We start from the raw sequence: 23898 nt of genomic DNA on the forward strand, positions 1-23898 counted from the left end.
CCATGGAACAGCAGGCGATCACGACGCCGCCGCTCAACGACAGCGAGGGTGTTCTCCAGGGCAGTCAAGGCGCCCAGATCCGGCAGATGGACCGGCGCGCCCACCGCATCGACGAGAAGCTGCTGAAGGACGACGGTGTCTGTGACGGCTGCTGAAGGTGGGCCGCCAGGATAGAGGGATGCCCTCGTTCTGGAATTCACAAGGGCCGACACACCATGCCGCGCCAACACTGATCTTTGCCGCGTCAAGGCACGATGACGCTCATTCGGAACGCCCTCGGGAGCCGATCATGGCCGTTGTGACCGCGCTCACCGGCGTACCCGCACGGCAGGTTCGGGAACCGACGCGCTTCAGCAGGTTGCGGGGCGGGAGCCAGCTTCGCCATTCGGGCACCGTCGCCGTCGTCGCCCTCCTGCAGTTCATGGTGGTCACCGCCGAGGCCCAGCGATGGATGGCGCAAACGCCATTCGCCAGCCTTGCGGGAAGCTGGTCCGGCAGCGGCGCGGTTCTGCTGTCAGGCGGCAGTCGCGAGCGCATCCGCTGCCGGTCGACCTATCTGGTCGGCGGCGACGGCACTGCCGTCCAGAACACCTTGCGCTGCGCGAGCGACAGCTACCGGTTCGAACTGACCAGCCACATCAACTATGGTGCAGGCGCGATCACCGGCACCTGGTCCGAGACGACTCGAGGTGTTTCCGGCACGCTGTCGGGTCGAGCCGATCCCCGGCAACTCTCGGCGCACGTCAGTGCTCCCGGCTTCACAGCCGATTTGTCGCTCGCGACCCATGGCCCCCGTCAGACCGTGACCATCCATTCTGAGGGCACGGACCTCGCCGGCGCCTCGCTCACCCTCAACCGGGAGTGAGAGAGCGATGCGCACCTGGCGGCTCGAACAGGCTCAGGGCTCCGGCGCGGCTTGAAACCCAGTACTCAGCAGCCGAGCGGGAGAGATGAATGTCCGGAACGGCGGGGTCGTGGACCGGCCGATGCCGAGCGCTCCCCCGGTGGCCGACCGCCTCGCGCTCGGGATCGAGCGCCTGGGGCTCGTCGCCCTGCGCTTTCCAGCAGCGGCGATCTTCCTCCTGCTGGTCCTCTGCGTCGGCGCGATCTTCGGCACCGCACGCCTGAGCATCGACGACTCGCTTGGCCAGTTGTTCAGGGCCGATACTCCGGAGTTCCGGCAGTACGAGAGCCTGGTCCGACGCTTCCCGTCGAGCGAGTTCGACGTGCTTCTCGTTGTCGAGGGCGGTGGCCTGCTTGAGCGCGCCTCCCTGGAGGGCGTGCGGGACCTCGTCACCGACGTGCAGCTCATCGAGGAGACGCGCGGCGTCATCTCACTGTTCTCCGCCCGGCAGCCGCCGGAGGACCGCCATATCCCTCCAGCGCTGTTTCCGGAGACTTTGCCGGATGGTGCGGCCTACGATGAACTGATCGCTCGCGTGCGGGCGAACGCGATCCTGCGCGGCAAGCTGCTGTCCGAGGACGGGCGCCTCGCGCTCGTGGTCGTGGCCCTCGACCCGGCCGTTGCCGGGACGGCGGGCCTATCCGACGTCGTGAGCGAGATCCGGACGGTGGCGTCCCGGGACCTGGGCGAGACGGGACTGAGCGTGCGCCTGTCGGGTGTGCCGGTCATGCAGCTGGAGATCCGCGAGGCGGTCGAGCGTGACCGGCTACTCTACAACGGGCTCGGCTTCGCCGCAGGCAGCCTGATCGCGGTCCTGTTCTTCCGGCGCCTCTCCTACATGGTGGTCGCCGCCGGGCCGCCGCTGATCGCCATTCTGCTGGCGCTGGGTGCGCTTGGCTGGCTCGGCTTTCGCCTCAACATGTTCCTCAACATGATGACACCGCTGATCATGGTGATCAGCTTCTCCGACTCGATGCAGCTGACCTTCGCGGCGCGCGACCGACTGATCGCAGGCGAGGCCAAGCGCGACGCCTTCCGCAACGCCGTCCTGGTCGTTGGGCCCGCCTGCGTGCTCACGCATGCCGCGGCGGGCTTGTCGTTTGCAGCCCTCATGACCTCGGAATCTGATCTGATCCGCACCTTCGGCCAAGCCGGCCTGCTCTCGACCGTGATCGCCCTCTTCACGGTGCTGACACTGGTGCCGCTCCTCGGCCTACTGCTTGTGCGGCCCGAGCCGGCCGGGGTGGACGCTAACCATAGGACCGACCCGGGCGTGGATGCCCTGCGTGCGGCCTGCGCCTGGATCGCTGCCCGGATGACGCGCCGGCCCGGGCTCTACAGCCTCTTGAGCCTCGCCGTCGTCGCGCTCATGGCGGTGGCTTACGCCCAGTTGGAGCCCCACTACCGCCTCGCGGATCAGGTTCCTGACAAGCACCAGGCCGTGGCGGCAAACGGACAGCTGGACGCGAAGCTCACGGGCGCGAATCCGGTCGACGTGTTGATCGAGTTTCCGAGCGGCGCCTCGCTCTACGCCCCAGAGACGCTGGCCATCATCGCCGAGGTGCACACCGCGCTGGAGGCGCAGCCTGGCATCGGCAACGTCTGGTCGTTAGAGACGCTGCGGCGCTGGCTTGCGGAAGCCGGGCACGGATCCGACACGGCCGTGCTGAAACGTTATGCCGAGCTGTTGCCGTCCCATCTCACCCGACGCTTCATCCCGGCCGAACAGGATGCGACCGTCGTCACGGGCCGCGTGCCGGACGTGGACATCGACCATCTCGTCCCGGTGACGGAGGCGCTGGAGAAGGGACTGGCCCAGGTCCGGAGCCGTCACCCCGACTACCGGATCGCGGTAACGGGCCTATCGGCCCTGGCCGCCCGCAACTCGGCCAGTATGATCGGGCGGCTCAACCGGAGCCTTACGGTCGAGATCGCCTTCATGGCGGTCTTCATCGGCTTAGCCTTCCGCTCGGTCGTGGTTGGGCTCGCCAGCGTTCTCCCTGGGATATTTCCGGTCCTCGTGTCTGGCACGGTCCTCTGGCTGCGCGGCGACGGTCTGCAGTTCGCGAGCATCGTGGCCCTCACGGTGGCGTATGGTCTCGGCCTCAGCGCGACCATTCACTTCTTAAACCGCCTTCGGCTGGTCAGCGGTGCGGATGAGGATCCCGCGCTGGGTGTCGAGCGGGCGACGGTGCTCGTTGGACCTGCGCTGATCCTGACTTCCGTGGTGCTCGCCTGTGGGCTGGGCGTGACGGTGCTGTCGGATCTGCCATCGCTGCGGATCTTCGGTTGGGTGAGCGCCTTGGCGATGCTGGCGGCTCTGGTGGCCGACCTGACCATCTTCCGACCGACGGTGACCCTGCTCAGCCGGTGGCGGCAGTCAATCGGCCATCGATAGAGAGCTATGCGTTCACGCGAGCCTTCCGGCGCTGGTCCGGCCAGGGCTTCACCGCGTGGCGGGCAAGAAACCGATGACGGCCCGCGGGACCGGAGCACGCAACGGAATTCTTTACTGCAAACCTCTGTTTTGCTCCAGAATACAAGCCGGTGTCCCATCCGATCAAGCAGCCTCTCAGCGAGACAGCATTGTGAGTTCTGTCGTACCCGACTCGGGGTCGCTGCCGCGGTCAGGCCGACAACCTGGGGGGGCCGTCATGAGATACGTTCTGGTCGTGCTCGGCCTCTTAGCGGGCCTCGTGACCTTCGCGCCGACCGAGGCGAACGCTGTTGTCTGTGCCCGCGGCATCTACCGGGCCGGCTGCGTCGGCCCACGCGGTGCGGTGGGCGTCCGGCGGGGCATCTACGGCCGGCGCGCCGTGGCGGTCCGGCGCTATCGACGCTGGTAACGGCCAGCTTCCACCCGTTCGTCGTCAGCTAGTCAGCCATGACTACGCGACCACTGAGGGAGCCCATCGACATGACACGCCTGGCACTCGCCTGCGCGACCCTGCTGGTCGGGGTGACCCTGGCAACGTCCGTTGATGCCCGGCCCTATGGCGGCGGCTTCGGCGGGGGTGGCTTCCGTGGAGGTGGTTACGGGGGCGGGTTCCGAGGTGCCGGACTGGGCGGCGCCCGCGTCGGCGGAGTCGGCGGGTACCGCGGCTTCGGCTATCGCGGCGGCTTCGCGGGCTACCGGGGCGGCGGCTTCGGGTACCGCGGCGGATACGGTGGCTATCGTGGGTACGGGTACCGCGGCGGCTATGGTGGCTATGGGGCTGCGGCCGGCCTGGGCGTCGGATTGGCTGCCGCGGCCGTCGGGTCGTCGTACTACGCGGATCCCTACTACAGCGACTACGGCGGCAGCTATGGCGCCTACGGCGGCGGCTACGGCTACGGGTACGCGCCGGCCGGGTACGCCGGCTACGGCTACGGCTCATCCTACGACGGCTGCGAATACTGATCGGCTCTGCCCGCGACGCAGCCAGGCCGAGGTCAGACGAGCAACTCAAAGGAGCCACGCATGGGGGGTGTACTCGCCGTTGGGACCGCCCTGGCGACGGAGCCTGAGGATCACCCAGGCATGCGCTGGATCCCAGGCGGTACCTTTCGCATGGGATCCGACCGGCATTACCCCGAGGAGGCACCGGTCCATCGTGTGACGGTGGACGGCTTCTGGATCGACGAGAGCCCGGTGACGAACCGGCAGTTCAAGCGGTTCGTTCACGCCACCGGCTACCGAACCGTCGCCGAGATAGCGCCGGATGCGAAGGATTACCCCAGCGCGCTGCCGCACCTGCTCTTTGCCGGCTCGCTCGTCTTCGTCCCTCCGCGCGGGCCTGTCGACCTGCGTCACTGCAGCCAATGGTGGACGTTCCTGCGAGGGGCGAACTGGCGCCACCCCTACGGTCCGGGCAGCTCGATCAAGGGCCTCGACGACCATCCTGTCGTCCACGTCGCCTACAAGGATGCAGAGGCCTACGGGGCGTGGGCCGGCAAAGCCCTGCCGACCGAGGCCGAGTGGGAGTTCGCCGCGCGGGGCGGGCTCGACGGTGCCGAGTTCGCCTGGGGTGACGAGTTTGCGCCCGGCGGCCGCGCGATGGCCAACACCTGGCAGGGGGAGTTCCCTTACCTGAACACCAAGGACGGATCCTTCCGGCGAACGACGCCAGTCGGTACCTTCCCGCCGAACGGTTACGGTCTTCTCGACATGATCGGCAACGTCTGGGAGTGGACGGCCGACTGGTTCGCGCAGCGGCATCAGGCCGACGCCCCGAAGGCCTGCTGTATCCCTCAGAACCCGCGCGGCGGGGGTGAGGCGGACAGCCTCGATCCTCGTGACCCGCAGAACCTGATCCCCCGCAAGGTGGTGAAGGGCGGCTCGCACCTGTGCGCGCCGAACTACTGCCGGCGCTACCGCCCCGCCGCCCGCCATCCCCAGCCCGTCGACACGTCGATGAGCCACGTGGGCTTCCGGACCATCACCAGGGAGAGGAGCCGACCATGAGCCACGGCGATCCACGTGAGATTTCGAGGTCCATGCATCCACCGGCATCCTCGGGGAGCGCTGAAGGTGGGCGCTCGCGCGAGCTGCGCAGCCGTGCGGGGCAACCGCACAGGGCCGCTCGCCCAATGGTCCGCCGGACCTACGAGGCGCTCGCCGGCGGTGTCCTGCTGGCCGCAACGGCTATGACGCCCGCGTGGTCACAAGCCCCACAGCCGCAGCCGTCATCGAAGCCCAACATCCTGTTCATCATGGGGGATGACATCGGCTGGATGCAGCCGAGTATCTACCATCGCGGCCTGATGGTCGGGGAGACGCCGAACATCGACCGCATCGGCCGCGAAGGCGCGATGTTCACCGACTACTATGCCGAGCAAAGCTGCACGGCTGGACGGAACTCCTTCTTCACCGGAATGCATCCCCTGCGCACCGGTATGATCCCGCCCCAGCTTCCAGGAAGCCCGTCCTACCTGCGCCCAGGCACCCCGGCGCTCGCCAAGTTCCTGCGCGACCTCGGCTACAACACCGGGGAGTTCGGCAAGAACCATCTGGGTGACCACACGGAAGCGCTGCCCACGGCGCACGGGTTCCAGGAGTTCTGGGGTTACCTCTACCACCTTGATGCCATGCAGGGCGTGAGCTTCCCCGACATCAACAAGAGCCCGACCGACCAGGGCATCGTGCCGCCCTGCAAGAACTCGCCGGTCCCCGGCCTGGCCGAGACGCCCGGCGCAGTGGACCAGAAGACGACGCTATGCCTGATGCCGCCGCGCCCGATGATCGCCTGCACCTCATCCGACGGGACGTCAGGGAACCAGACCTGCAAGGACGAAGGGCCACTGACGCTCGACCGCTCGCGGACGGTCGACGAGGAGATCTCCGCGCACGTCGTCGATTATCTCGACCGCAACGATCCAAAGAAGACCAACAAGCCGTTCTTCGCCTGGTACAATCCCGCCCGGATGCACATCACCACGATGCTCTCGCCGAAGTACGAGGCGATGCTGGGTGAGAAGGGCGGAAAGGACTGGGGCATCAACGAAGTCGGCATGAAGCAGCTCGACGACAACATCGGCGTCGTACTCAAGAAGCTGGAGGATATGGGTCAGCTCGACAACACCATCGTCGTCTTCACGACGGATAACGGCGCGGAAGTCATCACCTTCCCCGACGGTGGCACGACCCCCTTCAAGGGCGGCAAGCTGACCACTTGGGAGGGCGGCATGCGGGCGCCTCTCGTCGTTCGCTGGCCGGGCCACATCGCTCCGGGAACCGTCAAGACGGAGATGATGTCGGCGCTCGACTGGGTGCCGACGCTGGTCAACATCGCGGGCGGCGAGAAGGGCGACGGGCTGAAGAAGCGGATCGAGGGCGGCAGCTATCCGGGTATCGTCAAGACGACCCTTGACGGGGTCGACCAGCGCGACTTCCTCGAAGGCTCAACGAAGTCAGCCCGGAACACGTTCTTCTACTATACGGGGGCTGTCCCATCGGCAGTGCGGTTTAAGAACTGGAAGCTCTACTTCGCCATGGACAAACCGGACGCAACCGGTGGCCTGCTTGGTCCTCAGACCTTCCATTGGGCTCAGGTTGCCAACATCAAGCGCGATCCGTTCGAGATTACAGTGGTCGACAACAAATCGGCCTTGGCAATGGGTGGCGCGCTAGCAGCGCCCAGCACAGCCTACCTCTACGACTGGAACATCCTGCCCATCGGTCAGGCCCTCTGGCTGAGGGAGCTCGAATCTTACGAGACATACCCGCCCATGCAGGATCCAGCCAGCTACAACCTGAGCCAGGTTCTTCAACAGATCAAAAAGGCAAACACCGCCAGCCATGCTGGCGAATAAAGGTCTAGGCTGAACCTCATGCGGTCGCCGACAGCTCGGCGACCGCACCTGAGCAACTGGAGGGCTGTGGGACCTGCGGGCATTCCGGTGTCTCGCAGGTCACGTCCGTCCACGCCGCAGAACCTGTGCCAGCGAACACCGCCCCTTGCTCCGTGCGTTCATCAGACCAGGGAAGCTTACCATGAGCACGCAACGCCGCGGATGGCTCGGGCTGCTGGCATCCACCTTCGTCGCGACGGTCACCGTCGCGCCCGCGGCCGCGCAGCCACGAAAGCCCAACATCCTCGTCATCATGGGCGATGACATCGGCTACTGGAACATCAGCGCCTACAACCGTGGCATGATGCAGTACCGCACCCCCAACATCGACCGGATCGCCAACGAGGGCGCAGTTTTCACCGACTACTACGGCCAGCAATCATGCACCGCCGGGCGCTCGGCCTTCATCACCGGCCAAAGCCCGCTGCGGACCGGCCTCCTCAAGGTGGGGCTGCCGGGCGCCAAGGAGGGGTTATCCAGCAAGGACCCGACTATCGCCGAATTGCTCAAGCCGCAGGGCTACGCCACCGGGCAGTTCGGCAAGAATCATCTCGGCGACCGCAATGAGTTCCTGCCGACGGTGCACGGCTTCGACGTGTTCTTCGGTAACCTCTATCACCTGAACGCCGAGGATGAGCCGGAGCACCCGGACTATCCGAAGAACCCCGCCTTCCGTACGCGATTCGGCCCACGCGGCGTCCTGAGATGTGTCGCCACCGCCACGGATATTCAGAGTGAGGACCCGCGCTTCGGCCCCTGGGGAAAGCAGACCTGCGAGGACACCGGGCCGCTGACCAAGAAGCGGATGGAGGCCATCGACCAGGAATTCGTCCGGGCTTCGGTCGACTTCATCGACCAGGCCAATCGGGACCAGAAGCCGTTCTTCGCCTGGGTCAATACCAGCCGCATGCACATCTGGACCCGGCTCAAGCCCGAGGCGCAGGGGAAGACCGGGCTCGGCATCTACCCGGACGGCATGGTGGAGCATGACGGGCAGGTCGGCGAGCTTCTCAAGAAGCTCGACGACCTCGGCATCACCGACAACACCATCGTGATCTACACCACCGACAACGGTGCCGAGACGTTCACGTGGCCGGATGGCGGCGCGACCCCGTTCCGTGGTGAGAAGAACACCAACTGGGAAGGCGGCTACCGCGTGCCCGCGATGGTGCGCTGGCCCGGTCTGGTGCCGCCGCGCACTGAGATCAACGACCTCTTCTCGGCCGAGGACTGGGCAACGACGCTGGTCGCCGCAGCCGGTGAGCCCGGGATCAAGGACAAACTCCTGACGGGCTACGAAGCGGCCAGCAAAACCTTCACGGCTCACCTCGACGGCTACGACCAGCGCGAGCTTCTCGCCCGCACCGGTCCCGACAAGCGCCGCGAGTTCTTCTACTGGACGGATGACGGCAACCTGGCCGGCTTGCGCTATGACCAGTGGAAAGCGGTGTTCCTGGAGCAGAAGGCGGAAGGTCTCGCAGTCTGGGCACAACCGATGGCGCAGCTGCGCCTGCCGATGCTGTTCAACCTGCGCTCGGATCCTTTCGAGCGAGCTCAGCACGAATCCGGCGATTACGTGCGCTGGTTCATCGAGCACGCCTTCGTGCTCGTTCCAGCCCAGGCGCTGGTCGCGCAGCATCTGCAAAGCTTCCAGCAGTTCCCGCCCCGGCAGCGCCCCGGCAGTTTCTCGGTCGAGCAGGCGATGGAGAAGCTCCGGCTGCCTCCCTCCAGCAACTAAACAGACCGTCGGACAGCTCCGGGAGCCCGGAACATGAAGACATGCGTTGCCTCCCAACTCACCCGCCGCACCGCGCTCACGGGCTTAGCGGGACTTCCGATCGTGGCTGGAACGATCCTGCCGGCGTCCGCGCAGGCGCCGACGTCGCCTGCCACTCCTCTGGCCTCCTGGAATGAATCGGCATCGAAGCGGGCCATCATGGACTTCGTCGCTCGCGTCACACACCAGGGCGGAGCCGACTATGTCGCGCCGGCCGAGCGGGTCGCGGTCTTCGACAACGACGGCACCCTTTGGACGGAACACCCGATGTACGTCCAACTCGCCCTCGCGCCCGATCGCGTGAAAGCGTTGGCGCCCCTACACCCTGAGTGGAAGAACAAGCAGCCGTTCCAAGCCGTGCTCGACGGTGACATGGAAGCCCTGGCCGCATCGGGCGAGCGCGGCATGATGGAACTGGTGATGGTCACCCATGCCGGCATGACGAATGCGGAGTTCGCCGGGATCGTCACGCAGTGGCTGGCGACGGCCCGGCACCCGCGCTTCAAGCGACCTTACACCGAGCTGGTCTACCAGCCGATGATCGAGCTGCTCGGCTACCTGCGCGCGCACGGGTTCAAGTCGTTCATCGTCTCGGGCGGCGGCGTGGAGTTCATGCGCCTCTGGACCGAACGCGTCTACGGCGTGCCGCCCGAGCAGGTCGTTGGATCTTCGATCAAGACGCGATTCGAGATGCGCGACGGGCGTCCCGAGCTGTTCCGCTTGGCAGAGATGAACTTCATCGACGACAAGACCGGCAAGCCCGTCGGCATCAACGAGTATATCGGCCGCAGACCTATCGCGGCGTTCGGCAACTCCGACGGCGATCTGGAGATGCTGCAGTGGACGACGTTGAGCGGCGGCGTACGCCTGGGCATGCTCGTCCACCACACGGACGCCGAGCAGGAATACGCGTATGATCGGAACACCGCATTCGGGCGCCTCGACACAGCCTTGGACGCCGCCGCGGCTGATAACTGGTCCGTCATAGACATGAAGAAGGACTGGAAGGTGATCTTCCCGTTCGATCTACACTGAAATCTCAAAGTTACTCGGTCTGATGCTTCGCCGGCAGGCACAGGACCGCCCACTACTCCAGTCGGATCCTGCTCGGCGTTCACAAGTGTGGCAGCGTACCGCGTGACGATAGCCTCTTCTTCACGCTCGGACAGCTTCACGCCAGGAGCGCGCCGGGTGAGCCCAGCGGAGGACCCCTGGCGGCCGAAGGGAGGACATGCTCCGTGAGACGCCTGAAGCTGCTTGGGCAGCGTACGCTGGTTGCGGTCCTCGGCCTGGTGACGGTCTGGCTGATCGTGGTGCTGTTCTACGACGTCGCCGACCGCCGCCTGCCGCTCGTCCTGGCGGTTGCGTCCACGTACGCCGCCGCTGCCTACCTGATCCTGCCGCGCGCGATCAGGCTTGGAGTGCACATCCTCAACCGGAGCCGCGTCCCCTCCTACACGCTGACAGGCGATGGCCTCCCCGGTGATCCCGTGAACTTGGTGCTTATCGGCACCCTTGACGAGTTGCAGCGAGCTTTTGCCCTCGCGGGCTGGACCCAGGCGGATCCGCTCGGCCTCGGCAGTTCGTGGAGGATGGCTTGCGCCTTCGCGCTGAAGCGCCCCTACCCGAGTGCCCCCTTCAGCACGTTGTTTCTGTTCAACCGGGGTCAGGACGTCGGCTTCCAGCGCTCCATCGACAACAGCCCGCGCAAGCGCCACCACGTGCGCTTCTGGGGCCTCTCTGTTGAGCGCGCGGAGGCAACCCTCGACACCGCGGCCTTCTGGCTCGCGTCAGGCCGGCCGGCCTACAGGGAGCGCGCCATGTGGGTCGGTGCCGCCACCAAGGATGTGGGGCTCTCCCTGACGCGCCTCAGTTTCCAGGTCACCCATGCGACCGACGTCGACACCAACGCGGAGCGGGCGTTCGTCGTCCGGGAACTGACGGAGCAGGGCGGAATCGGGCCAGTGCGCTACCACCGGCCCGGTGATCGGCTGACGCTCGGCACGGTGAACCGCTACGTCAACGACGGTCTGGTCGCCATGGCGGACCTGAGCCCTGAGCCCGGCAATCCGCTTGATGCTCGCGACTCGGCCCTGAGCGCCGTCTCCGGAAAATCGGGCCTCGTTTTACCGAGGGCAAGTTTCATCAGTTGAGGAAGCGCGGCATGTCACTCATCCAGGAGCTTCTCGCGACCCCAAGCAACGTATCGAGCACATCCAAGTACAYGGCGATGAACGGTGCGATCTATCTCGCGGCCGGAGCGCTACTCATCGTCTGGCCAGGCGCGACGCAGGTGCTTTTCAGGGACCGGGATTTTGTCGGGGATGAGCAGGGGCTCATCCGTGCCATGGGGATGGCGGTTGCCGTCATTGGCTGGCTCTACCTGTTTGGTGGGCGTTCGGGCGCGCAGCAGATCGTTGCCGCGACGGTGGTCAACCGACTGACGTTCGTTCCGGCGGTTCTCCTGGCGCTAGCCGCGTCCGGAGTGTTCCCGCATCTACTGGTGACGTTCGCCATTCTCGACCCTGCGCTCGCACTCGGTGCCTGGGCCATGATGAATCGACGGAGAACATCTCCGTAAGCCGCTCCCCTGAGATAGTCAGCATTCCCGCTGGCTTCGCTCGACCGGCGACACCGGGACGGCCAGTTACTCCCGACCTCATAGGAGCGGCGGCCTCTACGTCCTGTGCCTAGTGCAGGACGCCATGGCTGGCGCGGATCGGCTCCGGCGCGCGCTCACCGATGGATTGCAGCAGGTCAATCTCGATGGCTCGGGTTATGGCACGCATCGGCAGGGCGTGAACGCTTCTGGTGAATGGGTCTTCCAGGTCGAGACCAATCCGGTCGAGCGCCAAGAACAGGAACCCGACCACAGTCGAGCCCAGCGGCGTGATCCAGCCCAGTTCCTGAACCATGGTGAGGGGCAGCAGGAGGCAGAAAGCGCGCACCAGGACGCCTGGTAGGGCCGAGAACTGGATGGCCAGAGGCGTGTTGCGGATCCGCTCAAGGCCGCCCTGGGCGTTGGCGATATCCGACAGAATGCGATCGACCGCAGCAAGAGCGGCGGGATGGACGGCGCGCTCCTCGGCAAGCTGCCGCAGGTTCAGGCCCATCTCGTATAAGATCGCGTTGGGCGCGTTGCGCCGGCCCTGGATGCGGGTCGCGATGTCAGCGGGGAGAAGGCGTTCGACTTCCGCGGTGACATCGACCTCCTGCAAGGCGCCTCGCAGGGCATGAGCGTAGGCCGCCATGGCCCGGGTGAGATCGGGTGCGCCGCCAATCAAGGTGGCCATCTCGCGGCAGAATGAGCGCGCGTTGTTGGTGACCGCACCCCATAGGGTCCGCGCCTCCCACCAGCGCGCATAGGCGGTGTTGTTGCGAACGCTGAGGAATAGCACCAGAGCAGAGCCGATCAGCGAAGTTGGCAAGCTTGGCTGGTCCATCCAGGAGCGATGAGCCACTTGGAAGACGACCACGACGATCACGTCCCAGGCGAGGAGGACGAGGAGCGCCGGGATGCCCTCGCGCAGAAGTTGGAATAGGCCGGTACGCCGATCAGTGATCATCGCCGCGGGCGAGCCTGCCAAGCTGGACAATTCAGCTAGTCAACCTACGGCACAGCGGCAGCGAACGATATGGAGGGTGCAATGCTGCCTCTTCGGATGTCGAGGTACGGCTCTATCAAGCGGAGGTTCGGTGATGCTTCTACCGGAGCGCTTCCTAGCGGTCGAAGTCTGGGTTCATCCGCACTTTCGGTGCTGACGGAGTCGGACTGGGCTTTTGAGCGTTGAGCCGCCCTATGACTGCAGTAGTCGGGACGCTCCCTGTAGAGCCGGCCAGGCAACGGCCCCGAAGCGAAGCAGTCAGTCAACTGCCGCTGGATCCTATGCTTCTCCTTGAAGCCCGCACGGCGTGGAGATGCTCCGCTGCCAGGAACATGCGGCGAGCCCTCAGGGTTGGGAGGACTATTCTGGACCTGCCCGAGACCGTCAGCCCCATGTCCCGCAGATCCAGCGGCGTCATGCGGGGAAAGGCATGGTCTCACCAGAGCTGGTCCTGAGCAGGCTGCGTGTCATCGGCCTGGTGCTAATCCCGCTCTTCGTTGTCCTCGACGGACGTGTTGTTCGCGCCGAAACCCAGCAGAGTGGCGGATCCTGCGTCGACCCGTCTCGCGCCGCTCGGGCCGTCGTCAGCATCACCCGGTACTTCAGCGAGCCTCAGCGCGACGGGCGCGGGGAAGTCGTTGGAGAGCGTGCTACCGCGTGGTTCTACACCTCGCCCAGGCTCTTGGTGACCGCCGCGCATTTCGCGATCGGCTTCCCTGACGAGGGATGGCATGAAGCGGAGTTGCGCCAGTCGGCCCACGAGGGCGAGCCGGAGGTCACGGCGCGGGTTCAGGTACGGGTCACCGTCAAGGGCAGGATTTCGGAAGGGCCGAAGCGCGGGCCGGGATCGACCGGTCTAGCAGACGATGTGGCCATCATGGAACTGCACGATCCCTTTCCGAACGCGACCGTGCTCGACGTCCAACCGACGGCTCCTGCACACGATGACCCCGTCCTGGTTCTCGGCTACCCAGAGGGACAGATGCAGGCCGCACGCGGCATCGTGCGTCAGGCCGCCGAGTCTGCGGGCCGATATACCGGCTTGGCTCTTCTCGAAGTTCAGGGCGCCAACCGCCTCCTTCTCGATCATGGCGCCTCCGGGGCGCCGGTGCTCGATTGCGGGAAAGGCGCGGTCGTCGCGGTGCTCAATGGCCTCCTGACAAGCCCCCCGCTGCTGTTCTTGCCACGGGGACACGCGGCGATCCCGACGCCCTGGGGCAGCCCGACTAACACGGCTGTCCCGGCCTCGACCTTGGTCGCAATCCGGAACCGCATCCCGTAGTGAGTACGCGCTCTGCCCCGTTTCGCTCAACGCGAGGTTCGTACCCGAACAGGATCTTGGCAAGCACAAGCGCATTGATCAGAGCGAGCGTGTAGAAATGGCGGCTCGGGAAATGTTGTATGTCTTGGCCGAGACGTGCGTAGATGGCGGTGCTAATGAGGATCAGTGTGCCTAAACGACCAACAGGCAGGCGACGAAGCCGAGGTACTTTTTCGACATCCCCAATGGCTCGCTGCGCGACGGACTGCCCTCTGGTGCTCACGCCTGTCGCGGCAGGGATGCGTAGGTAGGCACAACAGGGGCGGCGGGGGCGAACGAGGCAGTCATTCTAGGCCTCTCGCGCTGTAAATGTCCTCACGAGCCATTGAGCATCCGGCACGTAATCGCGAACTCGGTTGGTAGGGCACTGTCTCACTGGGCTGCGACCAGGGTCGGCACGGACTTCGGTCCGGACTTCGGTTCCATCGGTGGACCCAGGGCTGACCTTCGCGCATCGAGGGCGTGCCTTGCATGTGCAAGCGCCGTCGAGAACGCCGACAACCGCTCTGCGCCTACAGCCGCCCCCTGCCGGCCGAGCACGGATGACGCGATTGCCTGGGCCTCGTGTGCAAGAGCGTCCAATGCAAGTCGCTCGGCGCCTGGCGCCTCATCGGCGATCTCGACGAGCCTCTTGATCGGCCGCCAATCCTCGTCCGATCTCCGTCGGTTCCAGTAGCCCGAAACCAGGGCGAATAAGGATCCAGCGAAGCTGATGCCGAAGCCGAGGACGTAGAAGTATTGCTGAAACTGATCCAGGAAACTTTGGTCACCACCGCTGAGGTAAGCCGCCACGCCTGGATGAACCGGGAGAATGGGGCTCTTGTCATCGGGATCGGGGGCCTCGATCTGGTTGGCCAGCGGCGTCGCGGCCATCAGCTTGCCCTTCGTGGTCAGGATCGAGCGAGCAATGGCAGCTGCCACGACGTTGGTCATCAGCTCCGAAGCGGTCAAGCGATAGGTGACGGCGAGTGTCGTGACTGCGTCGCCGGGCGTGGCAGGCCGGGCTCGAAACGCGCCGACGGGGACGTCGATGGACTCGAACCCGGGAAAGCGCTTGCCAATGGTCTCCGCCTCATCGAGCGCCAGGATGCCGGGAGTGCCCTTCGTTGCGCGCGCGATGGCGGCCACGACATCGACCACCTCGCCTGGCGCCATCGGACCGACTGCGAGCACCGCTGCGACCTTCCTCTGCTGGACGGCCTGCCCGAGTTCCGCCAGGGGCAGGAAGGTCCGGCCTACATCCTTCGCGGGGATGTCGAAAAAGCTCAGGAGTGTGTCGAGCACCTGAGCATTGTTGGCTTGCAATTGGCCGGCCGCGATGCCGACGGTCTTGCCGGCCAAGGCCGCCACGGAGCTGATCTTGCTGTGGGGCGGCAGGACCAAGGCCACCACGTCCCGGCGCAGGATCACGACGGTCTGCGCGTTGGCCGGCGCTGCCACATCGCTGCGCACGAATGCCAGATCTGTCCTTCCGTCTTCCAAAGCCTTGGCGCTCGCGGCGAGATCCGGAACCTGCACGAGCTCCAGGTGAACGCGGGGATGCTGGACTGCCGAGACGGAGACGAAAGCTGCCATGAACCGCTGAGCAGCACCGCCCTGTGGGCCGGTGGTCACGCGCAGGTTGGCATGCGGTGACCAAAAGTGAGCCAGCGCGAACCCGGCGGCGGTGAGGAGCAGAACGCCTACGACGATGAGTAGTCGGCCCCATCGTCTGCGGGGCGGCAGGTGGACGACAGGTCGCTCCTGGCCTGTTCTAACCGGATCGGGATCGACGGTGGTCGCGTCAGACATAATCGCGGCTCTCCCGTGCTCTTCGCGCACTCAAGCCAAGCGCTCCGGATCACGCGCGGGCAATCACCAGTCAGGCTCAGGATTAGCAGTATTCGCGTCCGCCGTCGTGTCTTATGAGCTTTCGTTGAACGCGTTAGCGCCGTCGATCCCTCTTCCGGATCTGCGCCCTTTTGCGTGAGTGGGCGAATGCTCCATTCCGGCCCGGGATCGATTCCGTTAAACGAATGTCTGCAATGGAGAAGCGACCGAGGCTCCTGGAGCGACCGGGATGGGCGCAAAGCCGAATGGCCGGTTTTGCGCCCACCGGCGATTCGGCATGGCGCAGTCTGGCCGAAAGCGGCCTGTCCGCTTCTCGGCTTGGATCGTGAGCAAGCAGACGTGTGGTGCGCCACGCCGGGTAAGAAGTTCGTCGGCAAAGCTCCAGCCCGTCGACGACCTAGGAGGCGAGGTTGTGGATCCACAACTCGGTTGCCCGCCATTAAACCCGTATACAACATTCAACTGCATCGTGAGGGAACGATCGTCCGCTAAGGCTCCCCTCCATGCTCACCGTCGTCGGTTGCCTTGTCGAGGCGCATGACTTTCGCCTCGTCGCGCTAGCGGCCGGCATCTGTGCCCTCTCGGCCCTGACGACGGTCTGCATCGTCAGCCACGCGAGCCGGGCTGTCGGATGGGCGCAGGCGGGCTGGCTCACCGTCGCGGCGATCGCCGGCGGCTCCGGCATTTGGGCAACACATTTCATCGCAATGCTCGCCTTCGCGCCCGGCGTCCCGAGCGGTTACGACATCGCGCTCACCGGCCTGTCGCTCGCCATAGCTGTCGCCCTGGTCGGGTCCGGCCTTTCCTTCGCCGTCCTGGTCGGCGGACGGGCCGCGGCCTGGGCTGGCGGCATTATCCTCGGGCTCGGCATCGCTGCGATGCACTACACCGGCATGGCCGCCTACGACGTGGCCGGCCACAAGGCGTGGGACCTCGCGACCGTCGCCGTCTCGCTCGTGCTCGGCAGCGTCCTGGGAGGCGCCGCGCTGGCGGCGCAGGTCGGCGCCCGGGGCCTGATCCGCCAGTTGCCTGCTGCGCTCCTGCTGCTGCTCGCCATTTGCAGCCACCACTTCACCGCCATGGGTGCGGTCACCGTCACGCCCGACCCGACGCTTGCCGTCTCGGACACCGCGGTCCCGAACGCCTGGCTCGCTGTCGCCGTGGCGCTCGCCAGCTTCGCCATCCTGCTCCTCGCCGGCGCGGCGCTCGCGCTCGACGTCCGCGACCGCCGGCATTCCAAGGTGGAGGCCGACCGCTTGCACAGTCTCGCCAACGCCGCCGTCGAGGGTCTTGTCGTCTGCACCGGCGACACGGTCGTCAATGCCAACAAGAGCTTCGCCAAGCTCGTCGGCTTGCCGCAAGGCATGCTGGCGGGAACGACCCTCTCCACCTATCTGCCGGGCGACGCAGCCCGATTGGCGTTGGCCAGCCAGCCCGAGCGTCCGGTCGAGGCGGAACTCCGCCAATCCGACGGCTCGCGGGTGCCGGTCGAAGTCATCATGCAGCCGGTCGACCATGCCGGCCGGCCGCACTACGCCGTCGCGGTGCGCGACCTGCGGGCCCGCCGCCAGGCCGAGAGCCAGATCCAGTTCCTCGCCCATCACGACGCGCTCACCGGGCTCGCCAACCGTGCCAGCTTCGGCAAGCGCCTCGAACAAGAGATGCGGGCGGCACAAGGCGGCGACCGCAAGCTCGCGGTGCTCTGCCTCGACCTCGACCGCTTCAAGGAGGTCAACGACTTGTTTGGACACGCCGCGGGCGACGCGATGCTGGAGAGCGTCGCCCGCATCGTCTCGGCTGAACTCGACGATTCTCAGATGATGGCCCGGCTCGGCGGCGACGAGTTCGCGGTGCTGGTGCCCTGCGAGCACGCCTCCGCTGCCGGGCGGATCGCCGAGCGCATCCTGGAGGCGCTGCGCTCCGGAAAGAGTGATACCGGCGGACCGCAGATCGCAACCAGCATCGGCATCGCCCTCTACCCCGACGACGCCGACGAGCGGGCGGCGCACCTGAGCTACGCCGACACGGCGCTCTACCGTGCGAAGTCCGAGGGACGCGGCACCTACCGCTTCTTTGAGGCCAAGATGGGGGTCGAAGTGCGCGAGCGCCGCCTCCTCGAACACGAACTGCGCCACGCCGTGGCGCGCGGCGAGATGCAGCTCGTCTACCAGCCGCAGACCCAGGTCGGCAGCGGCGCGGTCATCGGCTTCGAGGCGTTGTTGCGCTGGAAGCACCCGGAGCGCGGCTACGTCTCGCCCGCCGTGTTTATCCCCATTGCCGAGGAGAGCGACGCCATTCTGCAGATCGGAGAGTGGGTGCTCCGCGAGGCGTGCCGCGAGGCGGCGAGCTGGCCCCAGCCCCTATCCATCGCGGTCAACGTCTCGGCGGTGCAGATCCACAGCCCGCACTTCGTCGGCCTCGTGCACGAGGTGCTGCTCAGGACCGGGCTTGCGCCGCACCGGCTGGAGGTGGAGGTGACCGAGACGGCGCTGATCAGCGATCCAGCCCGGGCGCTCCTGACGCTGCGGCAGTTGAAGTCGCTCGGCCTGCGCATCGCCATGGATGACTTCGGCACCGGCTACTCGTCCCTGTCGAACCTGCGCTCCTTCCCGTTCGATAAGATCAAGATCGACGGCTCGTTCGTGCGGTCGGTCGACAGCAACGAGCAGACCGCGGCCATCGTGCGTTCGGTGCTCGGCCTCGGACGCGGCCTTGGGCTCCCCGTCCTGGCCGAAGGCGTTGAGACGGATGCCGAGCTCGGCTTTCTCATCGCCGAGCAGTGCCACGAAGCACAGGGTTATCTCATGGGACGGCCGTCGCCCATCGGGCAGTTCACCCAGCACACGCATGGCACGATCCCGCTCATCGCCGATGGTCGAAAACGCGCCTGAGGCCTTGGTGAGAGGCTGTCATCAACCCCAGTGGCCTAAAAGGCTGGATACCGGAAGCGGATTAGGCGGGAGGCGGGCATGAGGGAGCGGAAGACACCGATCCCACCATGTGCCCTGCCGCCTCTCCGTGCCGCCGCACTGACCGCCGCCTTGGTCCTCGGCTGCGGCCTCGCCCCGGTCGCTCTCGCCCTGGCGCCTCGCCCCGGCGAGCCGGTCGCAGTGCTGACTCTCTTTCCCGACGCTCTGGTTCCCAGAGCCGTAGCCGCCTCCAGGGCGCCAATCCTGTGGCTCTCATCCGGCGGGCACGTCGCGGTGCTCGACGCCGCCGGGCGCGATACCGCCGCCGATCTGCGCCGGGCCGGCGCCCTCCTCGTTCTCGCCGCCGGCCCCATCGGGGCCTGCCTGCCGGGCTTCCGGCTCCCATTGACCCTCACCGGAACGACGCAGCCGTGACTAACAGCAGCCTCGAACGCCTCCGCCTCTCCTTCATGCCGGTCATGGTCGGCACCCTCGGCGTCCTCGCGACCATCGTGACGATACTTGCCTGGTTGCGGGACGTCTTGCCGGTGCCGGTGACGGTCCTCGCGGTCATCCTCCCCGGCGCGACCCTCGCCGTCGCCCGCCGGCACGGCGCGGTGGCCTTCACGCGCCACCTCTCGTCGGCCACCCTGATGATGCTCGTCGGCCTGCTGGTGCTGGTCTCCTCCGGCACGCACCTGCAGATCGACGCACACATGGTCTTCTTCGCCGCCCTCGCGATCGTCGCGGGTTGGTGCTGCTGGTCCTCCATCCTGGTGGCCGCAGGTGTCGTGGCCGTCCACCACTTAGCCCTCAATGTCCTCTACCCGGCCGCCGTATTCCCGAACGGCGCCGAGTACCTGCGCGTTGTCCTGCACGCCCTGGTGCTCGTCACCGAGGCCGGTGCCCTGGTGCTGGCTGCCCGCCAACTCGCCAACGCACTCACCTCCGCTGAGGCGGCGACCCGGCAGGCCGCCGAAAGCGAGATGGCGCAGCGCCACGCCGAGGCCGCGGCCAGCCAGGACCGCAGCCTGGAGGCCCACCGTCAACGCAAGCTCGGCGAGGTCGTCGCCGAGTTCCGCGATGCTCTCGTCGAGATAGAGCACAAGGTCGAGCGCGAGACGAGTGGCATGCGCGAGACCGCCTTGGCACTCAGCGAGGTCGCGATACAGTCAAGCGAGCAGGCCGCGGCCTCTGAGACCACGGCGTCGGCGACTGCGCAGAACGTGCTGTCCGTCTCTGCGGGCGCCGAGGAACTCAGCGCCTCCATCTCCGACATCGCCGGCCAGACCGAGCGGGCGCGCGAGCTGATCGCGCATATGACCGAGATTGCGCGGTCGACGAGCGGCGAGGTCGAGCAGCTCGCAGTCGTGGCCGACCGCATCGGCGCCGTCATGGGCCTGATCAAGTCGGTGGCAGACCAGACCAACCTCCTGGCCTTGAACGCCACCATCGAGGCGGCTCGGGCCGGTGCGGCCGGCCGCGGCTTCGCGGTTGTCGCCTCCGAGGTGAAGGCGCTGTCGGGCCAGACCATGAGGGCGGCCGACGAGATCGTGTCCCAGGTCGAGGCAATCCAGGCCTCGACGCGGCGGACGGTCGGTTCCGTGCAGGCGATGGCCTCGGCCACTCAGGAAGTCAACGCGCTGACCACCTCCATCGCGGTCTCGGTGGACCAGCAGCGGGCGGCGACGCAGGAGATCTCTCGGACGGTAGCGCAGGTCGCCCAAGGAAGCACCGAGGCGCACGCGGGCGCCGTTTCGGTCTCGCGGGCCACGCGGGAGACGCAGCACCACGCCAACAGCGCGCTTTCCGCGTCCGAGTCCCTCAAGGTGGTCGCAGCCGACCTCGCGCGGTCGGTGACGACGTTCGTGCAGCGGGTCACCACCGACTTGGATGAGCGCCGCGGGACAGTGCGCGTCGGCGTCGACGAGGCGGGATTCGTGAGCGTGCGGGGGCGGCGATTCCCGGTGCGCGTCGTGGAGGTCTCGTCGCTTGGCGCCCGCATCTCCGAAGCGCCTCAACTCGCACCAGGCGAGGCGGTCGAGTTCGAGATGGGCGATCGAGGTCAGACAGTAGCCGAAGTCGCCTGGAGCGAGGACGGAAGGGCGGGGTTGAACGTCCGGGCAGGGCTTCGCCATCCCGCCCTGCGCGACGGGAACTGCTTAGCGGCATGATCGTCACCAGTTCCCACTGAACCGTAGTCTGCACGTTTGAATTTGGTTAGCCGGGAACTTCGCCGCTCGGCGACTGAGATGGGCGCAAAATCGAACGTCCGGTTCTGAGCGCGCTGACGATCCGGCGTGACGTAGCCTGGCCCATTGCGGCCCGTCCGCTTCCGGCGTTCAAGCCGGAGAAGCGGACTTGCGTTGCGGCTCAGGTAGTCGTCTCAAAATGCACCCTTCCGGACTTCCGACCCATCAGTTCGGAAGCCCGCTCCGGAAGAAGCGGGCCTGGTGACCTAGGAGCCATCCAGCCCCTCTGCTTAGAGCTCGCCGGCACCGTGCTCGGTGATTGCGCGTTTTCTTACCGCTGGGAGGGGCCATGCAATGAGATTGCCCAAGAAGCTAGCCCGTGTGCTCTCCGACGAGATCCAGGGCGAGTACCACCTCACCTTCGAGGCCGAAGATGGAGAAGTCTTCCGCGTCCGTGCGAACGGGCAGCAGATCGCAGATCTGATCCAAGAGTTGGACGACCTCCTCGGCGATGACGCCGAAGAAGAGGACGAAGTGACCGAGCACAAGGAGATGGGTGACGAGTAGCACCTAGGCTGGCAAACTTCGGGATGCGTGTGGTGTTTGACACCGCGTCTATGGCTGGCTCAATGCATGGGCCGCCGGCCATAACGGCCCGAGACCACTTCGTCGGCCGGAGTGCGAGCATGAACGAGGCGCACGAGAGCAACTTCCGCGTCCTTGCTGCAGGGACGGCGATTGAGCGCGAGATTGGCCACCAGCTCGGTCTAGAGCCGTCTCGATCGCTGACTGCCGCCCAACAAGTGGCGATGCAGGCGAGCGCCGAGGCCGCCGTTGAAGCGTGGCAACTTGCCAAGCGCGCCCAGCCAGATCTCGAACCGCGCTCGGAACTTGAGCGGCGGTGCGCTGAGTTCATGGCGCTCTGCGACGTCGAGACCGGGAGCTTGGCGTACTAGACGGTCCCGCTTCAATGCGCCGGACTTGCGTCGCGCTACATTCCTCGCCTCGCGCTGCCGGGGCCGCTGAGCCGATCCGGGCGGGCGTTCCGTTTGGCCGTCCTTACCAACGGATGATGCGGCTCAGCTTGCTGAGCCGCAACGCAAGCGGCGTGAGGCGGCGTCCTGCGCGACCCGACCTACACGGGCCAGACCTATGCGCAGCGCACGCAGTACCGTGCCCTATCAGATTGTAAGCCGCGCGATCGCAACCGAGTGGCAGCTTCGGGCCTGTCGCTACAGCTCGCGGTGAGGGACCGGACCGAAGGCGATTAGGCCAAGCTCGTGAGCTTAAGTATTCAGGCGCATGCGGCACAGTCCTAGACAGTTCATTTTACGGCTTATCAAGACACCGGCGCGAATCTGGTTTAGAATGTACCTGTCTTCGCTCGAGAGGGCGTGAGTTCGGTGCGGCGGTCCGTCAATGGGCGCGCAGGAGTGGGCTCTCACTAGAATGGGAGAGCTGGCCGCCTCGCTCTGCCAGGTCGCGTGGGTGACGTCGCAGGGGCGACGGTCATCCGCGGATATGACCGAGACGAGGATTACGGCGCGGTGGATGCTCGCCGCATCAAGGGTCAGCATCAAGGGTCATAGGAGACGCGCGATGCCGAGCACAGTAATTGCTCAAGGGCTCGAAGGCGTGCCGGATCTGGCAGCTCTCGTCGGCATGCTCGGCCTCATCGCGTGCTTCGTTGGCTTAGTCTCGATCCTCTGGAGCGTGAATCATCCCTCAAGATAGGAGGCCCGTGATGCCGATCGCGTTAAGCGTCCGAGAGCTCGTAGGCGTGTCCGACTGGATCGTGTTAGTCCTTATACTCCTCTTTATTGGAGTCGATCGGGTTCGCGGCGGGCACGGCCACAGTCATACGGCGCATCACACAAGCCTCAATTCCGATTGAGGCGCCCAAGGGAATAGCTCGACACGGCCAGCCGTCTGGGCTTTTCCGGGCCGTCCCTGGCGGTCGGACCGGATGAGCTTCATCGGCCAGACCTACCTCGACGGCGAGCGGATCGCGATGAACGCGACGCGCCACATGTTCAAAATGGGCAACCGACCGGCCGTCAACGGGAGCGTACTCGACTCGGGTGTGGTCTAACCCGGTGGTGGCGTGACCGGAGGCGGCGATCCAAAGTGCGATTCGGACGCCGATCGGCATATGTAAATGCCTGACCTGGAAGAGAGTGGGTGAGCCCCTTTTCGAGGCTGATTACATTTCAGGTGACGAGGGAGGGCACATGGGCACGCACCCTGGTCGAACGGCCGACGAGTGGGCCGGCATTATCAGCGAGGCGTATGCGGCCAGAACGCGACCGCCCCTGACGCGCCAGCTCGTGGAGGAGGTTCGTCAGATGATCGCCGAGGCCCTGCGGGAGGCGGAGGCGGCGAACAGTCCGGACGCCGAGTGGTGCGAGCGCGTCAACCTCTTTCTGGATCGCAGTGAGATGTCCCTTCATGCAGCCGTGGGGCCTCGGCTTGCCGCGATCGATGAAGCTGCGGGACTGGCCGTGATGATGCACCGCTCGGAAGCCGGACGGCCGTTGCGCGCTTTCGGCGGGCAGTAGTCGAAGTGCCACGCGGTGCACCCGCACCGACCAATGGAGTTTCACAGGCAGCAACACGGGAGCGACGGGTAGCAAGACCATGAGTTCCGTGAGCGAGGTGTCCGAGGCTGCCGGTTCCGGCCCGGCGTTGCCGGCCGCCAATGCGGATTGGCCGACGATCCGCGACTGGCGCAAGGAAACCCGAGACAGGTTGATCGCGCAGCGTTTCGCCATCTCCGCTGAGTGATCCTCCCTCGGTTTCACGGACACCTCTGGTACGCTCATGCTGAGCGGGGAAGGTGTCGGATGGCGAAGACGAGACGAGAGTTCACACCCGAGTTCAAACGCGAAGCGGTCGCCTTGCTGGAGAGCAGCGGCCGGCCGCAGATGCAGGTCGCGGCCGAGCTCGGGATCCAGCCCTCGATGTTGCGGCAGTGGCGCGCCATGCTGAACGGGGCCTCACCCCCGCCGCGGCCGGCAGGATCGACGGGCG

Annotated in this window: 22 protein-coding genes; 20 read left to right on the top strand and 2 right to left on the bottom strand. The window is 66.1% G+C overall.

From position 1 onward, the window contains the following. The first annotated feature begins 289 nt into the window (after nucleotides 1–289). The 10 genes from AC1DXK_RS23480 to AC1DXK_RS23525 all read left to right on the top strand — a co-directional run bounded on the left by AC1DXK_RS23480 (nucleotide 290) and on the right by AC1DXK_RS23525 (nucleotide 11592). Entirely contained in the window at nucleotides 290–865 is a 576-nt protein-coding gene (locus AC1DXK_RS23480) for a hypothetical protein (RefSeq protein ID WP_477299270.1), read from the top strand. Nucleotides 866–986: 121 nt separating this feature from the next. Continuing rightward, nucleotides 987–3302 (top strand): efflux RND transporter permease subunit, encoded by a 2316-nt coding sequence (locus AC1DXK_RS23485; protein WP_457108104.1) that lies wholly within the window; start codon nucleotides 987–989, stop codon nucleotides 3300–3302. Between the two features lie 256 nt (nucleotides 3303–3558). Next, nucleotides 3559–3750 carry a hypothetical protein gene (locus AC1DXK_RS23490; protein ID WP_457108103.1) on the top strand — a complete coding sequence of 64 codons (192 nt, stop codon included), beginning with the start codon at nucleotides 3559–3561 and terminating at the stop codon, nucleotides 3748–3750. A gap of 71 nt (nucleotides 3751–3821) precedes the next feature. Next, nucleotides 3822–4304: a hypothetical protein gene (locus tag AC1DXK_RS23495; protein WP_457108102.1), complete on the top strand. Its 483-nt coding sequence runs from the start codon at nucleotides 3822–3824 to the stop codon at nucleotides 4302–4304. Nucleotides 4305–4424: 120 nt separating this feature from the next. Beyond that, nucleotides 4425–5348 carry a formylglycine-generating enzyme family protein gene (locus AC1DXK_RS23500; RefSeq protein WP_457108101.1) on the top strand — a complete coding sequence of 308 codons (924 nt, stop codon included), beginning with the start codon at nucleotides 4425–4427 and terminating at the stop codon, nucleotides 5346–5348. A gap of 182 nt (nucleotides 5349–5530) precedes the next feature. After that, nucleotides 5531–7195, top strand: coding sequence for an arylsulfatase (locus AC1DXK_RS23505; RefSeq protein ID WP_457108108.1), 1665 nt, complete (start codon nucleotides 5531–5533; stop codon nucleotides 7193–7195). A gap of 181 nt (nucleotides 7196–7376) precedes the next feature. Beyond that, complete coding sequence (locus tag AC1DXK_RS23510) at nucleotides 7377–8972, top strand: arylsulfatase (protein ID WP_477299291.1); 1596 nt, start codon at nucleotides 7377–7379, stop codon at nucleotides 8970–8972. Nucleotides 8973–9005: 33 nt separating this feature from the next. After that, complete coding sequence (locus AC1DXK_RS23515) at nucleotides 9006–10046, top strand: HAD family hydrolase (protein WP_477299273.1); 1041 nt, start codon at nucleotides 9006–9008, stop codon at nucleotides 10044–10046. Between the two features lie 203 nt (nucleotides 10047–10249). Further along, nucleotides 10250–11164 carry an LssY C-terminal domain-containing protein gene (locus AC1DXK_RS23520; RefSeq protein ID WP_457108098.1) on the top strand — a complete coding sequence of 305 codons (915 nt, stop codon included), beginning with the start codon at nucleotides 10250–10252 and terminating at the stop codon, nucleotides 11162–11164. Between the two features lie 11 nt (nucleotides 11165–11175). Continuing rightward, on the top strand, nucleotides 11176–11592 hold the full coding sequence (locus AC1DXK_RS23525; protein ID WP_477299276.1) for a hypothetical protein: 417 nt from the start codon (nucleotides 11176–11178) through the stop codon (nucleotides 11590–11592). A 109-nt stretch (nucleotides 11593–11701) separates the two neighbouring features. Here AC1DXK_RS23525 and AC1DXK_RS23530 read toward each other — a convergent pair whose 3' ends face one another. Beyond that, a complete protein-coding gene (locus AC1DXK_RS23530; RefSeq protein WP_477299278.1) occupies nucleotides 11702–12496 on the bottom strand; it encodes a bestrophin family protein in 795 nt (264 codons plus the stop codon). A gap of 550 nt (nucleotides 12497–13046) precedes the next feature. Here AC1DXK_RS23530 and AC1DXK_RS23535 point away from each other — a divergent pair. Then, on the top strand, nucleotides 13047–13898 hold the full coding sequence (locus AC1DXK_RS23535) for a trypsin-like peptidase domain-containing protein (RefSeq protein WP_457108095.1): 852 nt from the start codon (nucleotides 13047–13049) through the stop codon (nucleotides 13896–13898). 411 nt (nucleotides 13899–14309) lie between these two features. On the opposite strand, the gene AC1DXK_RS23540 is transcribed toward AC1DXK_RS23535, so the two are convergent. Next, complete coding sequence (locus AC1DXK_RS23540; RefSeq protein ID WP_457108094.1) at nucleotides 14310–15728, bottom strand: TAXI family TRAP transporter solute-binding subunit; 1419 nt, start codon at nucleotides 15726–15728, stop codon at nucleotides 14310–14312. Nucleotides 15729–16270: 542 nt separating this feature from the next. On the opposite strand from AC1DXK_RS23540, the gene AC1DXK_RS23545 reads away from it, so the two are divergent. The 9 genes from AC1DXK_RS23545 to AC1DXK_RS23585 form a co-directional block, all read left to right on the top strand. Further along, nucleotides 16271–18658 (top strand): putative bifunctional diguanylate cyclase/phosphodiesterase, encoded by a 2388-nt coding sequence (locus AC1DXK_RS23545; protein ID WP_477299280.1) that lies wholly within the window; start codon nucleotides 16271–16273, stop codon nucleotides 18656–18658. 78 nt (nucleotides 18659–18736) lie between these two features. Further along, a complete protein-coding gene (locus tag AC1DXK_RS23550; protein WP_477299282.1) occupies nucleotides 18737–19111 on the top strand; it encodes a hypothetical protein in 375 nt (124 codons plus the stop codon). Further along, entirely contained in the window at nucleotides 19108–20850 is a 1743-nt protein-coding gene (locus AC1DXK_RS23555; protein WP_457108091.1) for a methyl-accepting chemotaxis protein, read from the top strand. The genes AC1DXK_RS23550 and AC1DXK_RS23555 overlap by 4 nt, the downstream gene beginning before the upstream one ends. 372 nt (nucleotides 20851–21222) lie before the next feature. Further along, nucleotides 21223–21435, top strand: coding sequence for a hypothetical protein (locus tag AC1DXK_RS23560; RefSeq protein WP_457108090.1), 213 nt, complete (start codon nucleotides 21223–21225; stop codon nucleotides 21433–21435). Nucleotides 21436–21554: 119 nt separating this feature from the next. After that, the gene (locus tag AC1DXK_RS23565; protein ID WP_457108089.1) at nucleotides 21555–21824 is read left to right on the top strand and encodes a hypothetical protein; all 270 of its coding nucleotides are present in this window, start codon (nucleotides 21555–21557) and stop codon (nucleotides 21822–21824) included. Nucleotides 21825–22834: 1010 nt separating this feature from the next. Beyond that, nucleotides 22835–22960, top strand: coding sequence for a hypothetical protein (locus AC1DXK_RS23570; protein WP_457108088.1), 126 nt, complete (start codon nucleotides 22835–22837; stop codon nucleotides 22958–22960). Nucleotides 22961–23099: 139 nt separating this feature from the next. Further along, nucleotides 23100–23426, top strand: a complete 327-nt coding sequence (locus AC1DXK_RS23575) for a hypothetical protein (protein WP_477299285.1) — start codon at nucleotides 23100–23102, stop codon at nucleotides 23424–23426. Nucleotides 23427–23514: 88 nt separating this feature from the next. Continuing rightward, nucleotides 23515–23652, top strand: a complete 138-nt coding sequence (locus AC1DXK_RS23580) for a hypothetical protein (RefSeq protein ID WP_477299287.1) — start codon at nucleotides 23515–23517, stop codon at nucleotides 23650–23652. 59 nt (nucleotides 23653–23711) lie between these two features. After that, nucleotides 23712–23898 (top strand): transposase (locus AC1DXK_RS23585; protein ID WP_477299289.1); only part of this gene is annotated, 187 nt, incomplete at its 3' end.

It is taken from the genome of Methylobacterium sp. P3_A11 (genome assembly GCF_056403155.1).

What these genes read in the sequence shown, in the direction of transcription:
- AC1DXK_RS23480 (WP_477299270.1), top strand. Translation starts at nt 290, where the DNA reads ATGGCCGTTGTGACCGCGCTCACCGGCGTACCCGCACGGCAGGTTCGG.
- AC1DXK_RS23485 (WP_457108104.1), top strand. Translation starts at nt 987, where the DNA reads ATGCCGAGCGCTCCCCCGGTGGCCGACCGCCTCGCGCTCGGGATCGAG.
- AC1DXK_RS23490 (WP_457108103.1), top strand. Translation starts at nt 3,559, where the DNA reads ATGAGATACGTTCTGGTCGTGCTCGGCCTCTTAGCGGGCCTCGTGACC.
- AC1DXK_RS23495 (WP_457108102.1), top strand. Translation starts at nt 3,822, where the DNA reads ATGACACGCCTGGCACTCGCCTGCGCGACCCTGCTGGTCGGGGTGACC.
- AC1DXK_RS23500 (WP_457108101.1), top strand. Translation starts at nt 4,425, where the DNA reads ATGCGCTGGATCCCAGGCGGTACCTTTCGCATGGGATCCGACCGGCAT.
- AC1DXK_RS23505 (WP_457108108.1), top strand. Translation starts at nt 5,531, where the DNA reads ATGACGCCCGCGTGGTCACAAGCCCCACAGCCGCAGCCGTCATCGAAG.
- AC1DXK_RS23510 (WP_477299291.1), top strand. Translation starts at nt 7,377, where the DNA reads ATGAGCACGCAACGCCGCGGATGGCTCGGGCTGCTGGCATCCACCTTC.
- AC1DXK_RS23515 (WP_477299273.1), top strand. Translation starts at nt 9,006, where the DNA reads ATGAAGACATGCGTTGCCTCCCAACTCACCCGCCGCACCGCGCTCACG.
- AC1DXK_RS23535 (WP_457108095.1), top strand. Translation starts at nt 13,047, where the DNA reads ATGGTCTCACCAGAGCTGGTCCTGAGCAGGCTGCGTGTCATCGGCCTG.
- AC1DXK_RS23540 (WP_457108094.1), bottom strand. Translation starts at nt 15,728, where the DNA reads ATGTCTGACGCGACCACCGTCGATCCCGATCCGGTTAGAACAGGCCAG.
- AC1DXK_RS23545 (WP_477299280.1), top strand. Translation starts at nt 16,271, where the DNA reads ATGCTCACCGTCGTCGGTTGCCTTGTCGAGGCGCATGACTTTCGCCTC.
- AC1DXK_RS23550 (WP_477299282.1), top strand. Translation starts at nt 18,737, where the DNA reads ATGAGGGAGCGGAAGACACCGATCCCACCATGTGCCCTGCCGCCTCTC.
- AC1DXK_RS23560 (WP_457108090.1), top strand. Translation starts at nt 21,223, where the DNA reads ATGAGATTGCCCAAGAAGCTAGCCCGTGTGCTCTCCGACGAGATCCAG.
- AC1DXK_RS23565 (WP_457108089.1), top strand. Translation starts at nt 21,555, where the DNA reads ATGAACGAGGCGCACGAGAGCAACTTCCGCGTCCTTGCTGCAGGGACG.
- AC1DXK_RS23570 (WP_457108088.1), top strand. Translation starts at nt 22,835, where the DNA reads ATGAGCTTCATCGGCCAGACCTACCTCGACGGCGAGCGGATCGCGATG.
- AC1DXK_RS23575 (WP_477299285.1), top strand. Translation starts at nt 23,100, where the DNA reads ATGGGCACGCACCCTGGTCGAACGGCCGACGAGTGGGCCGGCATTATC.